Below are 13,784 nucleotides of genomic sequence, written 5' to 3' on the forward strand. Positions count from 1 at the left end.
CCTTTATGTTGATTATTATATCTATTTAAATTTCAGATGCATAGTTGAACATCTAAAAGTGATTCTATCAAGGTAGGCTTTCACCCGAGCTGCCCACTCACTAATGAGCACTGCGACGATAGAAAGATTCATGATTGTTGTACGTATGATTGTCGCTATTTTATGTCTCTCTTTTTTCCGTATGATTAGACCCCGCCAGCTATTCGAAAGCTGACCCTATTAACTTTCTCATAGCCAACAAAAAAACAAAACAAAACAATATGATTTAATTTCCCTACACTTTTCATATATTTAAGTTACACCCGAATATATTTTCATAACGTAAAATGTGCTATTTATTCAGGAGTGAACGCCCCAAAAAAGAAAAAAATAATTAGAGTTAATACTCTATTATTTGAATAGCGGTTGCTATGATAGGAAGTTAACGTGATAACACGTCGGATGTGGCGTTAGGTAAAGCTGATTAAAATAAAGCAAATACTCTTTTTTTATTCCTCAGCAAGAAATTGCTCAATTTTACTAGTGGCATGCTTGATATTAAAAGGCGAATAGCGGATAGACACACTGCGTTTGGTCTTTCTTGATACAAAAATCATCTTTGTTAACTTATGCCTGTTTTCTACATATACAAGGCAATCACACTGGCTGTGGCTCAAAAACTGCTCCATCGGAAAGTCAAGTCGTGTTTTTTGAGGATAAAAAACATAAAGGCTACCGACACGTTTCTGTGTCAGCTCGCCTCGCTGTACCAGATCACTCCAAAACCAGCCATTGATTTTTCCTACCACAAACACGCTGCTCGCCACACAGGCCAATAACATCAACGCCATCATGACACACTGGCGTATCGGTTTACTCGATACTGCCTTATTGTCAGCATCATGCCTCGACTCAGCAGCAGAGAGACCCGTTACCGCATTCGTCTTGACGGGGGCTACCTTAGTTTGCTCTACGGTTGTTAGTGACTCGCCGACAGTCTTGGTTTCTACCATGCCCGCGACCATGCGATAGCCTTGCTTCGGCACGGTGACTACCAAAGTCGGATCTGCGCTAATCGTCATTAAGCTTCGTCTTAGCGCACTGATCGATTTGGCTAACGATGTTTGACCAATGTATTCATTTCCCCATGCGTAACAAATCAAAGTTTGCTTACAAACGGTCTTAGGGGCATGCCGTAACAGGCACTCCAACACCAAGGCTTCGCGGAAGCCAAGTCGGGTGGATTTGTTGTGATGATAGAGCTTCCTCGCAACGACGTCGAAGTAAATCATAGGCTTTTTCTTTTGATTATAAAAAAATCAATAATTCATTGCGATAGTAAACGTTTTAATTAGAAACAAGATCACACTTTACATAAAATTATGATCCAATCTATTAATAGAAAAAATTATCATTGTGGCACTTATTGTACAATCCGCTACATAATACTGAGTGTTTACTCAAAACAACTTGGCTACAACAATGAAAAATATATATCGCGCATTACTCATGCTGGCGGCCATATTTTCCGCTTCTGCCTTCGCCGCAATCGGCCCCTATAAAGTGGTACTGATTCACGGTTTTCAGCCTGATCAACTACAAAGCCGCCCCGATCACGATCAAGTCGTGCAAGATGGCGCTAACTATTGGCAAGATTACTGGCTGCAGTACGCCGAAGCACGTATAGATTGGCCGGCCAATGAGCGTATTGAAGGAAAAATCGCCTCAGATTACCTTTGGCCTGCGCTAAAAGCCCTTTCAGAGCAAGAAACCTGTTTGTCCGGCTGCCTTTTAGTCACCCACTCTACCGGTGATTTGGTTGCACGCTACCTGTTAGATAACCAAGAAAATTGGTTGATTAACGCAGGTCTTGAGCCGCTCAATATTGTAGGGACTTTCGATTTTGCCGGTGCAGGTGGTGGTGTCGAAATGGCAAACATTGCTGTCAATGTGGCACAGGGAGGCGGTTGGCTTAATCACGCAATGAAAAAAGCGGTATCGCTTTGGATAGGTCAGTTACCGAACAAAGACAATATTGGCGTTCTGAACGATTTAAAAGTCGCCAACGCACGCCAATTATCGAACTGGCCCGACAACCGTGTCCCTCGTATTCGCTTTGTTGGCAATGGCTCTGACTTCTTGGGGGCGACATCTCCCTTTATTCCAGGCAGTGATGACGGTGTGGTTGCCGCGCATTCTGCATGTGGCGCTGCCGATGTCGATGCATTTGATAGCTGTTCGACCGCGATTGAGTTCGATGGCAAGTTAGATTATGTCCATAAAGGAGTGAGACGCTTTATCCCCATGCACTACCCGTTGCTAATGGGGAATAAATACAGCCACCTCACGATCTTTAAGTCAGCGCATCGAGGTAAAGTTACCGCCACCGATCCAGAGCTCAAGCTTGACGATCAATCACGCATCTCAGTTGAAACCTTTGATAAGGATGGTTGGTTTGGCAAAAAATATCGATATGTCCGTGATTCGGACCGTGACACATTGTCAGAGATCGTGTACGCCCTACCGCAATAAGCACAACACACTGTGACAAAATCGGCAAAGCTGCTTTTTTATGGTGAGGAAGCAGCTTGTCGGATTTCTTCACTTTTCTCACTCATGATAGTTTGTTCGTTACACGTTAATTAGGGGTTACAATGACAAGACTGATCCTGGCAGTCACTCTGATAAGTGCTATCGGCATTACCGGCTATTTGTGGCTTGATACACCAGAACCAGCGTCTATGGCGCTGGCGACCAACACGATAGTGCGTACCAACGAACAGAGTGCGTCATCATTGAGCCAAACAACAGACGAAGAGGTCACAACGTTCGCACAACAAACCCAACCCACTGAGCCAGATATTGTACCGGTTAGCATGCGAAACTCGCTTAGCTACATTGCATCGGATTATGCAGAAAAAATCCAACACCCGCCTTATTCAATGCCCATCGCCTCGCCGCAAAGCCCTTATTTGCACTGGAATCGGCATATCAGTACACCCGTTCCTATACTTGATGGCACCGAGAAAGCCGCGCTCAAATTAAGTCAATACCGCTATTTTTATCCCAATCCGATACAAGCGTCATTGGTTGCCTCTTTACCTGTTAATCAAACCGTCTTAGAGATTATTGATGTCAGGACCAACCAGGTGATTAAGACAAAGACCGTGTCGGGAGACACATGGCAGATTGAGCCAGACGAAAGCTGGCCGATGGAGTTACGTCTCAAGGCGATCCTAGACTTTGATTCTGGGCATGATGTGCTCACTGCCGATTTTAGGCTATATCAGCCGATTGCCCAGTTAGCGCAAGTAAAACCCGTCTTTGGTCGTGATGCCGATATGATTATCCCTTTACAACTTAATGTCGATAAGGGCGGAATCTATCGTTTTCGCGCCAATCTGTTCACCCAAAACGACGAACCCGTTGCGTTTCTCACCACCAAAAAACGGCTTCAGGAAGGCGATCACACTGTTGAATTAAAAGCGTTTAAGCAAACGTTACTCGGCTTCGATAAGCAGTGGCAGCTAAAAAATATCGTGATTGAACGCATGTCAGGCTCCCCCGGCGAGCGAGCACAATTTGGTATCACTCCGAAAGACACCTATTCATTGGGCGTCTTTGACATTGACCAATTGTCGGACACACCCTATCAAATGTCCGAGCAAGAGCGTATGCAACTCGAATTTTTACAACACGCCGCACGTTAGCGTTGAACACGATGACGATCTGGGTGGCTTACTGAGCATTCGCCCATTCGCGTGCCGTTGCAATACAGCGACGCACCACTTGGGCAGTATTCGTGCGTTGCCAAGCCAGCACCACTTGGCTACTCAAAGGCATCTGTACCAGCGACAGCACAGACACGTGGTCGCTCAACTGGGTGGTTAGCGAAGCGGGAACCAAGGCTACGCCAAAACCCGCGGATACCATTGCGGTTGCGGAATGGAGTTGTGGCGCAAGCGATGCAGAAGATGGTGTCAATCCTGCGCTTTTTAATGCATCAGATAACGCGTCATGGAGCCCAGGCCCGATATCACGAGGGAAGAGAATGATCGGATCATTGCCGAGCTGTGACAACGTCACGCTGTGACATGTCGCGAGAGGATGGTCAGCCGCGACAACCAGTTTAAAGGGATCATCAAATAAGGCGGTATGCGCCACATGTTCACTGGCATAACAAGGCAAACGTAAGAAAGCTAAATCCACCTCTTGTTGACGAAGTGTCTCCACTAATGATGGCATGGGCTGCTCGACCGGCTGAAAATCAATATCGGGATGATGTTCTTGTAACCCTCGCACCAGCGCTAACACTTGTTGGCTGACGACCGTCGAGCTGGCAAAACCGAGGCGTATTTGATTACGTTCCCCGCGGGCAACCTGCTTTGTGCGCTGCACGGCTTGATCTAACTGACTGAGAATTTTTACCGCATCTTGATAAAGCACCGCTCCTGCTGGTGTCAACGACACACCTCGCGGTAGGCGCTCTAATAAGGGCACACCTATCTCTTGTTCTAGCTTTTTAATTTGCTGGCTCAGTGGCGGCTGAGCAATACCTAGTTTCTCAGCCGCGCGCGTAAAGTGCTGACACTCGGCCACTGTGACGAAATACCGTAAATACCTAAACTCCATCGTCATGCCTTAATGCTGCGCATTATCAACTGTTTGGATTCAATATCTTACCACGTTTTCCATGTGCCATATCTTTTAGATATCAAAACCAACGTTATTTGTATTGGTGTCTCCTTCTTCAACCTCGCATCATCAATATTCGGTTTTAACCTAACTGACTTCGGTTTATAAGGACGCTTTATGAGCACCCAAACCTGCCACTGTGCAGAACATGTCGCCGCCGCCTATCTCAAGCATCACCAACAAACAGGAGAAGGTGAGGTTTATCAAACCTCATTGATGAGTGCCTTGATTGATGGCGTGTATGAGGGCGAGACCACCATGGCCGACCTGCTCGAGCATGGCGACTTTGGCCTAGGGACCTTTAACCAATTGGACGGTGAACTCATCGCCTTTGATCAGACGATTTTTCAACTACGCGGCGATGGTTCGGCAAGGCGCGCGGATCCTGAGCAAAAAACACCATTCGCCGTTATGACCTTTTTCAAACCAGACATTACACAACAGTTTGATCATCCCATGTCGCGCCAAGAGCTGCACGACGTAATCGACACACTGGTGCCAAGTGACAATCTGTTCTGTGCCGTTCGAATTGATGGTGCCTTCGAGCATGTGCGTACGCGCACCGTGCCCAAGCAAACACAGCCATACAAGCCCATGCTCGAGGCCATCGATGCCCAACCAGAATTTCGTTTTGATCACGTTAATGGCGTAATTGCTGGTTTCCGTAGCCCGCAATATACCCAGGGCATCAATGTCGCAGGCTATCACGAGCACTTTATCACTGACACTCGCGCAGGCGGCGGCCATGTCCAAGACTACGAGTTGGCATGCGGCACCTTGCAAATCGGCCGCGTCTCCAAGTTGGTGATTGACCTCCCCACCAATGCGGAATTTTTGGGCGCGAACTTAACACCAGACAATATTCACGCCGCTATCGAAAAAGCAGAAAAATAATATCACCTCCCATAGGGAGCTAACCTCACGAGGAGCCCAACATGACAACAACAACGCATTGGGACACAGGCGCACAACTGGTCGCAACCCACTTAGAACGTCAAGGCGTCGAGTATATTTTTGGTATACCGGGCGCAAAAATTGATCGCCTCTTTGATGCGATTGAAGATACCAATATCAAAATGATCCCGGTCCGCCATGAGGCGAATGGCGCCTTTATGGCCGGTGTTATTGGCCGCTTAACCGGTAAAGCGGGCGTCACCATGGCAACGTCCGGCCCGGGCTGCACGAACCTGGTGACTGGACTGGCGACTGCTAATTCTGAAGGCGATCCTGTGGTTGCTTTAGGTGGTGCGGTGAAACGTGCCGATCAACAAAAACAAACCCACCAAAGCCTAGATACCGTCAGCATTTTCAATTCGGTTACCAAATACAGTGCCGAAGTCCAAGCCGGTTCAGCGACCTCTGAAATCCTTGCCAACGCTTTTCGTGCAGCGGAAAGCGGTCGCCCGGGTGCCGCGTTTGTCAGTTTACCTATGGATATTCTTAACCAACCGGTCGACAGTGGCGTGCTTGCGCCTTCATTTCCGGCACCATTAGGGATGGCTGATACGCGCGCTATCCGCGAAGCGGCCAACAAAATCAAAGCGGCGCATAATCCGGTATTCTTACTGGGGTTACAAGCCAGCCGTCCTGAAAATGCCGCAGCCATTCGCGCCCTACTCAATCGTACCCAGCTTCCCGTCATCGGGACCTACCAAGCCGCTGGTACCGTCGACATCACCTACTATCAGCGCTTTGCGGGTCGGGTCGGCTTATTTAATAATCAACCCGGTGATCTCTTGTTAGCGAACGCTGATCTGATCGTCACTATTGGTTTTGGCCCAATTGAATATGATCCAGAGCTTTGGAACACGCAACACACCGATATTATCCATATCGATGTGGCACCAGCAGAAATTGAGCACTATTACCGCCCTAGCGTGGAACTCGTTGGCCAGATTGAGCCCACTCTTAATGCGCTCACCGAACAACTCGACCATCAATGGCTGATGCCCGCATCAACAGTTGATTTACTTGAAGAAGTGGCCCACCAGCGCCAAGCTATTCGAGCATACAGTCGTTCACACCAAGATTTTGCCATGCATCCACTGCATTTGATTAAAGCCATGCAGGATGTGATCACGCCAGACACCACCTTGTGCTTAGACATGGGCAGCTTCCATATTTGGATTGCGCGCTATCTTAATTGCTTCCGCTCTCGGCAATTATTGGTCTCTAATGGCCAACAAACCATGGGCGTCGCCTTGCCGTGGGGGATTGGTGCGAGCTTGCTCAACCCCGACCGTAAAGTGGTGTCCGTATCCGGAGACGGTGGATTTATGCAATCAAGTATGGAGCTAGAAACGGCAGTGCGTCTCAAGTGTAACTTGCTGCACATCATCTGGGTCGATAACGCCTATAACATGGTGGAAATGCAGGAAGTTAAAAAGTACCAACGTTATTCAGGGGTGAAATTTGGTCCGATTGATTTTAAAGCCTATGCCGAATCCTTTGGCGCCAAGGGCTATGCAGTCACACGACAAGAAGATTTAGTCACCCAACTTAAACAAGCCATGGATACCCAAGGCCCAGCGGTTATCGCTATTCCCGTGGACTACAGCGACAACTTTAAGCTAATGGCCCCACGCGAGGCCGGCAGCATGGATCCGGTATTTGCGTAATAGATAACGCATTGGATAAAAAAGGCCGCTCGGGAATTTATCAATAATCGATTTAGATCATATACTTATTCTATAAAACTGCGTAAGATTATATCTTTCTTAGCATAAAGAAACTTTACGATAACAATGGAGCTCATTATGGCAACGACCCCTCGCACGGTAACGTCTCCGAAACAATTCATCATTGGTACAGGCTTACTCGCACAATTGCCGGAAAGCGTTCAAGACTTTGGTTCTAACGCGTATATTATTTGTGATGAGTTCTTTCTTAATCAGGTTAACCAAACCTCAGTGCCTGCCATTGAGCGCGCAGAGGGCTTGGCGGCCCATGTCGAGAAATTTCAGTACGAATGTACCCAGCAAGAAATCGATCGTAACCTTGGTATCGCTGAGCAACAAAAAGCCAATGTGATCGTCGGTATTGGTGGAGGTAAAACCCTCGATTGCGCCAAAGCCGTCGCTTACGAGCGAAAAGTGCCGGTTATTTTATATCCCACTATTGCCTCAACCGATGCTCCTTGCACCGCCTTGTCAGTGATCTACAAACCTGACGGTGAGTTTGATCGCTACTTATTCTTGCCACAAAACCCGGACGCAGTGATTGCCGATACAGGCATTATTGCCGGAGCACCTGCACGATTTTTTGCTGCGGGGGTGGGCGATGCGTTGGCGACTTATTTTGAAGCACGCGCCTGTTATCGTGCCGACGGCGTTAACTTGGTCCAAAAGCGCCCTTCACGTACTGGCCTCGGCCTTGCTCAGCTTTGTTATGAGCTGCTCAGCGAAAACATTGATGCCGCCATGGATGCACTCGCCAGTAAAGTGAGCACGCCAGCACTGGAGCAGATGATCGAAGCAACGATTTATCTAAGTGGTGTGGGCGCAGAAGCTGGCGGTCTCGCCGCCGCGCACGCCGTAAATAATGGGATGACCGCCGTGGCTGATTTGCACCATGCCCAGCACGGTGAAAAAGTCGTCTTTGGGTTGTTGACGCAATTGGTACTGGAAAACGCCCCTAAAGATGAAATTGATAATGTGGTTAGAATTATCAAAACAGCGGGTTTGCCACTCACGCTAGAGCAAATGGGACTAAAAACCTTTATTGAAGAAGAGTGGCGTGAAGTTGCGCGTATCGCTTGTGCAGAAGGTGACACCATGGGCAATATGCCAATGACGGTCAGCGAAGAGGATGTCTATCACGCCATGTTAGCCGCGAATAATATGGCAAAACGTTACTCAGCGGCCTAAACCTATCAGTCAACTGACTCACCAAGCGTCCGTTTATCGGGCGCATTTTTAATGGCGCGCTACGATTAAAAACGCCCGCGAGCACTTGCACGCGTCAGTTGGCCGCGCAACCCGCATCACGGTATGTTTATCAATCATGATGTTGGCTCCTTTGGCTTAAAACGCCCGACCGCTTGGCCAGGCGTTGCAAACAGATGCGGCGCATGTTGATGATGCATGTCACCAATTTGTACATTCAGGCAAAATTCACATCCAAGCCCTCAACCGAGGTACGCCCCACCTGCATCCTTGTGTTCCTATCCGAGTGTTGAGTCGCCCTAATTCCCGATAGCCCGATGCAACCATTTAGCTAAGCGATAATAGTAGACAATGCCTTAAAAACCATGTTGATGAAGTGATTCATCCCGCACCTTGAAAGGAAAAGTCAACTACCCGATGACTTGTGCCATGCCCGCCAAATGGTGCCAATAGCCATTGCAATCGTGGTTGAGCGGTTGCGGCTGGGTGCCTGCTTGGTTAGCACGGAATTTGTCTACCCATTGCAAGGTGTCAAGCGACAGTGGGCTTAATCGCACCACGTCCACCAGCCCTTGCATCGACGGTAAATCGTTAACGAGATTGGCGCATTGCCCGGACTGGGTTTGAATGCCATTCAGCACAAATACCGCTTGACCCTCTTGGGATTCCGTTAACCGTCCATTGGGGTATTTTAGGCAGCACAGCTCGCAGTCATCTTTGGCACGGTTTTCTGAGCGCGCGGTAAAACAGCGTGCCGAATAAGCCAGTGGCAAGTAACCATAGCCAGTGACCTCCACCTCAAACTGGTCGCGAATACCCAGTGCATCACAGCCGTTCAACATATTCACCAACCAATCGCGCGAAAGCTCCACCGGCATCACCCAGCGTGTCATGCCAAGGTCAACAAATTGCTTTAATGTTTGCGGGTTATAGCAATTGATGGCCGCCCCCACCACAAAGGGCTGCCGACGCTCGCTTAAAAACTGCACCGCGCTCACGTCATTCGCTTCAATGCGAATATCATCATTGTCACAGTAGCGTTTTAGCATGGTCAGCTCTGAGGGCGCTTCAATCAGCGCCATGGTCGAGAGCACCACTTGTTTACCAGACTCAGCCAGCTCACGCGCGAGCCCGATCCAGTCTTTGGTTTTCAGCTCTCGCCGCTTAGCACAGACGGTTTCGCCGAGATAAATCACATCGGCTTGGCTGTCTGCCGCCGCTTGATAAAAGGCTTCAACCTCAGCCTTGGGCCAGTAATACAGGATTGGCCCGAGAGAAAATTGCATCATAATTCCTTATTGCCACTTGCGATGGTAAGCACCCAAACTGGTTTGCACCCCTTCAGAAAGACTATCGAGCGAATGCGCCCAATCCGGTGCAATATCAAACGCCTCGGGGTTTGCGACACAGCGATCAATCGCTTGACGCCATACCCGTGCAACTTGCTCCACATATGCAGGGCTGCGCTGACGACCTTCGATCTTGACCGATTTGATCCCGGCGCGATAAAGCTCAGGCAGGACACTTAAGGTGTTCAAACTGGTGGGCTCTTCCAGTGCGTGATAGCGATTGCCGTCGACACAGAAACGGCCTTTGCAGAGGGTGGGATACCCCGCTTTTTCGTCGGCTTGATACCGATCAATCAAGACACCATTTAAGCGCGACTCCAGCCCTTGCTCAGTATCTTGCCAGCGCACGAATGCCGCCGGTGAGCAAGCGCCCACGGTATTGGGCGACTGGCCGGTAAGATAAGACGATAAATAGCAGCGCCCTTCGGCCATAATGCACAGGCTGCCGAAGGCAAATACCTCTAAGTCAACATCGGTATCGCGTGCTAGTTGTTTAACCTGATGAATAGACAGCACCCGTGGCAATACCACTCGCTTAACGCCATATTGCTGCTGATAGAAACGGATCGCCCCAGAGTTAGTGGCGGATGCTTGAACAGAAAGGTGTATATCCAAATCGGGATAAGTGTTGGCGGCGTAATCTAAACAGGCCATATCAGCAAGGATCAGTGCATCAGCGCCATTTCCGGCGGCGCTATCAATCGCATATTGCCAGCGGCGCCAACCATCGGGGTGAGCAAAGGTGTTAATGGCAACGTGCAAGTCTTTGCCGTGGTCATGCACATACTGACTGGCACGCTGCAATTTGCTGTCGGTGAAGTTCAGCCCAGGAAAATGGCGCGCATTGGTATCATCTTTTAAGCCGACATACACCGCATCGGCGCCATGCTCGATCGCTTTTTTAACCGCCGGAATATTGCCCGCCGGACAAAGGAGCTCCATAACATTGCATTCCATTTTATGATTGTCCGGCTAAGATAAGGGCGTTGCCAGTGTGGGGGGTTGATATGTATCAAGCTCACTTCCCCATGAGGATAAAAATCGCGATAAATGACGCTGTTGCCACAAAAATCCTCCTCATTTTTGACTCGGATCCAATGGCAGCGCCTCCAACCTCGCTACTCTAGTGGCACTCAACCATTGGCACCAAAGGAAAGCCAAATGCTCGTTAACCCAATCACACAACAACCCCTTGCTCTGCCACTGCCTCAGCCCAATCTGATTACACCAGGCCTAAAAGCGATCACTCAGTTACCACAAGGGCTACAGGCCCAGGTGTTGACTAAATTGATGAATACCGCTTTTGCCGTGCCGCTGGCGGAGGAAGAGTTCGACTTTCTTGCTGGCCGTACCATTCGCATTGGTTTGCGCGATCTCAACGCCAATTGGTTCGTGTCGCTGAACGAAAGCAACCAATTATTAGTGGGTTTATCGGGGGAAGAAGACGCCAGTATCGAGGGAGATTGGTTAGCGTTTTTAAAAATGGCGACTCACTATTGCGATCCGGATACGCTGTTTTTCCAGCGTCAACTCAGTATCAGTGGTGATACCGAACTCGGGCTGCATGTGAAAAACCTGCTCGATAGCCTCGAAATCGACACCCTGCCCAAGCCGCTGGCACGCTCACTGACGTTAAGCCATCACTACCTCACTAAACTCGCGTTGTAGTGACTTGGCTATTCGGACGGGTGCACGACAGGCTGTTGATAACGGTGCGATAGATATACCGCCTAGATGGCATAAAGAGGCGGCTAAATGCCGCCATATGTATTGCAGTCAAACTGTCATCGTTCGGGTGCGATACCACTTTACCGTGACAGGTGCGAGCTCTTTTAACGCGTTACGCACCATGATGAACGGCACTTTGATAAAGTAGAACGACATCAATACCATCATCATAGGGTCCGCATAAACCGCATAATCCGACCAAGGTGAATGCGCCACTAACCAAGCACCTAAAAAGCCTAAGGTGACTGCGAGACTTAATAAGGTGTCCATTTGCCACTGGCGCGATTCCGCCTCCACCAACTGGCTTTGCCCTGCTTGATTTTTACGCGCAATCATCCACCATCCGTAACCGCAACCCACCACGTTGACGATACCAAATAACACCGCCAATGACGGATTAACCGCACGTCCGCCCTCGACCAAGGATGATACCGCTTCGTAAAGGGAATAACTCACCAACAGCATAATCACGGCACCTTTAATGGCGACAACAAGCGGAGTGAGCAGCGCACGTGTGATCGGCCTTGCATAGCGCGAGTGGATATACCATGACGCGCCCAGTGACAACAAAGTTAACACTAGGCTAATCAACGAGTAGATACCGTCGAACATAATCACTAAAGAGCCAGCAAACCACCCCACGGCCAGGCCGGTGATGGCAAACCCTAATGCTAAAAGGGCTGAAAACACTAAGACTGACTTTTCATTGATCACGTTTTGAGGAGACATAAAACACCAAAAGTAGAAAACACGCACACATTCTTGGTGCTACTGCGCCGCTTTACAAATGCGAACTTGCTGGCGCTTTCATCATCCCGTTAGGTGGAAAATGAAATGCATTTAATTTCAATAATTTATAACACAAATCAGCTGTCAGCATTTCTGACACTCAGTGTCCCAAACACATTTTAGTTATGAGATAGCGCAAAATCGCATTTTGCTCTTATATAACTATTGCGCATACTAAACGCACATTTATATTCTTTATGGACTAAGAAGATGAGGAAAGGTATTTTGCTTGCTGCCATTACCTTGCAGCTTTTTCTCGCAATGACCAGCACGGGATGGTGGCAGTTTGCTGCGGCACTCAGTGCTTTTTTATTGGTCGCGGTACTCCGTTTGCCTCAGGACACACCGCACGAGTGATCCTGAAGCAAAACCGGACAACTAAGCAGCAAAGAGCAGCCAAGCAAGCGACGAGCAAGAGATAATCACCCATAGCGCAATGCCAAAAAACAGGGGCTTGGGGCCTGCGGCACGTAGCTGGGCGATAGAGATACTGCAGCCTATCAAGAACAAGCACACCACCAACACTTGCTTAGCCACCGCGAAAATCACATCGTAAATCGGTTGTGCTTGCACAAACACATCACTGATGCCGATAGCTAAGCAATAAAAGATAATAAAAAATGGGATAGTGATTTTTTTGGCGTGACTACGAAACATCAGTGCACTGACAAAGGCGACAGGCACAATCCATAATGCACGTGCAAGCTTGAGTGTCGTGGCGGTGGTTAATGCTTGCTCACCATAGGCAGACGCCGCCCCCACCACCGATGATGTATCGTGAATCGCGATCGCCGCCCAAGTCCCAAAGGTATGCTGATCAAGCCCTAACGCATGCCCAATCATCGGAAATACAAACAGCGCTAGCGAGTTCAGTACAAACACGGTGCCCAGCGCGAGGCCAATTTGTTCATCATCGGCATTGATGGCGGGCGAGACGGCCGCGATGGCACTGCCGCCACAAATAGCTGTTCCCGAGGCAATTAAATGACCCGTTTTTCGATCCAACCCGATCAGCTTGGCCAGTATCGTGCCAAACACCAGAGTGCCCGTAATGGTGGCAATAATCAGCCCTATCCCGTCGCCGGTAACCGCCAACGCCTCTTGCAAAGGAATACCAAACCCCAGTCCAACGATAGAGTACGCGAGGAGCTTTTTAGTGATCTTAGTGAGCGGTAATCCGCTGGGTACCCCGCCCAAAGACGTAAGTAAAAAACCGAGTACTAAAGCGATGGGCGAAGTGACCCAGGGGGTTAAGCACGCGAGGACCGCGAGAGAAAAAGGCAGATAACGAGGATAGGCAGTCATAATTAGGCTCGATGACAATAAGTGGGCTAGATGAAAATAAGTAGGCTCGATGAAA

12 protein-coding genes and 1 pseudogene are annotated in these 13,784 nt (G+C 48.9%); 7 read left to right on the forward strand and 6 right to left on the reverse strand.

Annotation, left to right across the window (positions count from 1 at the left end; translation table 11 throughout):
• Window positions 1–488: 488 nt before the first annotated feature.
• Entirely contained in the window at window positions 489–1,271 is a 783-nt protein-coding gene (locus BZG77_RS09485; protein WP_077647060.1) for a winged helix-turn-helix domain-containing protein, read from the reverse strand.
• A gap of 190 nt (window positions 1,272–1,461) precedes the next feature.
• Here BZG77_RS09485 and BZG77_RS09490 point away from each other — a divergent pair, with 190 nt between their 5' ends.
• Entirely contained in the window at window positions 1,462–2,511 is a 1,050-nt protein-coding gene (locus BZG77_RS09490; protein WP_077647061.1) for a hypothetical protein, read from the forward strand.
• Window positions 2,512–2,633: 122 nt separating this feature from the next.
• Window positions 2,634–3,689, forward strand: a complete 1,056-nt coding sequence (locus BZG77_RS09495) for a hypothetical protein (RefSeq protein ID WP_077647062.1) — start codon at window positions 2,634–2,636, stop codon at window positions 3,687–3,689.
• A 28-nt stretch (window positions 3,690–3,717) separates the two neighbouring features.
• Here BZG77_RS09495 and BZG77_RS09500 read toward each other — a convergent pair whose 3' ends face one another.
• Window positions 3,718–4,611, reverse strand: a complete 894-nt coding sequence (locus BZG77_RS09500) for a LysR family transcriptional regulator (RefSeq protein WP_077486300.1) — start codon at window positions 4,609–4,611, stop codon at window positions 3,718–3,720.
• 180 nt (window positions 4,612–4,791) lie between these two features.
• On the opposite strand from BZG77_RS09500, the gene budA reads away from it, so the two are divergent.
• From budA to BZG77_RS09515, 3 genes are all read left to right on the forward strand, one after another.
• A complete protein-coding gene (gene budA / locus BZG77_RS09505) occupies window positions 4,792–5,568 on the forward strand; it encodes an acetolactate decarboxylase (RefSeq protein ID WP_077647063.1) in 777 nt (258 codons plus the stop codon).
• Window positions 5,569–5,609: 41 nt separating this feature from the next.
• Window positions 5,610–7,292 (forward strand): acetolactate synthase AlsS, encoded by a 1,683-nt coding sequence (alsS, locus tag BZG77_RS09510; RefSeq protein WP_077647064.1) that lies wholly within the window; start codon window positions 5,610–5,612, stop codon window positions 7,290–7,292.
• Window positions 7,293–7,430: 138 nt separating this feature from the next.
• Window positions 7,431–8,540, forward strand: a complete 1,110-nt coding sequence (locus tag BZG77_RS09515) for a glycerol dehydrogenase (RefSeq protein WP_077647065.1) — start codon at window positions 7,431–7,433, stop codon at window positions 8,538–8,540.
• Between the two features lie 428 nt (window positions 8,541–8,968).
• Here the strand turns inward: BZG77_RS09515 and BZG77_RS09520 are convergent, their stop codons facing one another.
• Together BZG77_RS09520 and ubiU are read right to left on the reverse strand one after the other, a co-directional pair.
• A complete protein-coding gene (locus BZG77_RS09520) occupies window positions 8,969–9,844 on the reverse strand; it encodes a U32 family peptidase (protein ID WP_077647066.1) in 876 nt (291 codons plus the stop codon).
• A 9-nt stretch (window positions 9,845–9,853) separates the two neighbouring features.
• Window positions 9,854–10,849: a ubiquinone anaerobic biosynthesis protein UbiU gene (gene ubiU, locus BZG77_RS09525; protein WP_077647067.1), complete on the reverse strand. Its 996-nt coding sequence runs from the start codon at window positions 10,847–10,849 to the stop codon at window positions 9,854–9,856.
• 219 nt (window positions 10,850–11,068) lie between these two features.
• On the opposite strand from ubiU, the gene ubiT reads away from it, so the two are divergent.
• Entirely contained in the window at window positions 11,069–11,575 is a 507-nt protein-coding gene (gene ubiT / locus BZG77_RS09530; protein WP_158011432.1) for a ubiquinone anaerobic biosynthesis accessory factor UbiT, read from the forward strand.
• A 156-nt stretch (window positions 11,576–11,731) separates the two neighbouring features.
• On the opposite strand, the pseudogene BZG77_RS09535 reads toward ubiT, so the two are convergent.
• Window positions 11,732–12,364, reverse strand: a pseudogene (locus BZG77_RS09535) (cation transporter); the annotation flags it as partial.
• 270 nt (window positions 12,365–12,634) lie between these two features.
• Here BZG77_RS09535 and BZG77_RS14840 point away from each other — a divergent pair.
• Window positions 12,635–12,781: a hypothetical protein gene (locus BZG77_RS14840; RefSeq protein ID WP_158011433.1), complete on the forward strand. Its 147-nt coding sequence runs from the start codon at window positions 12,635–12,637 to the stop codon at window positions 12,779–12,781.
• Window positions 12,782–12,802: 21 nt separating this feature from the next.
• Here the strand turns inward: BZG77_RS14840 and BZG77_RS09540 are convergent, their stop codons facing one another.
• The gene (locus BZG77_RS09540; RefSeq protein WP_077647069.1) at window positions 12,803–13,729 is read right to left on the reverse strand and encodes a YeiH family protein; all 927 of its coding nucleotides are present in this window, start codon (window positions 13,727–13,729) and stop codon (window positions 12,803–12,805) included.
• Window positions 13,730–13,784 lie beyond the last annotated feature (55 nt).

This window comes from Salinivibrio sp. IB643, assembly GCF_001996105.1.
GTDB lineage: Bacteria > Pseudomonadota > Gammaproteobacteria > Enterobacterales > Vibrionaceae > Salinivibrio > Salinivibrio costicola.

Coding starts and splice junctions, on each gene's coding strand:
- BZG77_RS09485 (WP_077647060.1), bottom strand. CDS start 1,271: ATGATTTACTTCGACGTCGTTGCGAGGAAGCTCTATCATCACAACAAA.
- BZG77_RS09490 (WP_077647061.1), top strand. CDS start 1,462: ATGAAAAATATATATCGCGCATTACTCATGCTGGCGGCCATATTTTCC.
- BZG77_RS09495 (WP_077647062.1), top strand. CDS start 2,634: ATGACAAGACTGATCCTGGCAGTCACTCTGATAAGTGCTATCGGCATT.
- BZG77_RS09500 (WP_077486300.1), bottom strand. CDS start 4,611: ATGGAGTTTAGGTATTTACGGTATTTCGTCACAGTGGCCGAGTGTCAG.
- budA (WP_077647063.1), top strand. CDS start 4,792: ATGAGCACCCAAACCTGCCACTGTGCAGAACATGTCGCCGCCGCCTAT.
- alsS (WP_077647064.1), top strand. CDS start 5,610: ATGACAACAACAACGCATTGGGACACAGGCGCACAACTGGTCGCAACC.
- BZG77_RS09515 (WP_077647065.1), top strand. CDS start 7,431: ATGGCAACGACCCCTCGCACGGTAACGTCTCCGAAACAATTCATCATT.
- BZG77_RS09520 (WP_077647066.1), bottom strand. CDS start 9,844: ATGCAATTTTCTCTCGGGCCAATCCTGTATTACTGGCCCAAGGCTGAG.
- ubiU (WP_077647067.1), bottom strand. CDS start 10,849: ATGGAGCTCCTTTGTCCGGCGGGCAATATTCCGGCGGTTAAAAAAGCG.
- ubiT (WP_158011432.1), top strand. CDS start 11,069: ATGCTCGTTAACCCAATCACACAACAACCCCTTGCTCTGCCACTGCCT.
- BZG77_RS14840 (WP_158011433.1), top strand. CDS start 12,635: ATGAGGAAAGGTATTTTGCTTGCTGCCATTACCTTGCAGCTTTTTCTC.
- BZG77_RS09540 (WP_077647069.1), bottom strand. CDS start 13,729: ATGACTGCCTATCCTCGTTATCTGCCTTTTTCTCTCGCGGTCCTCGCG.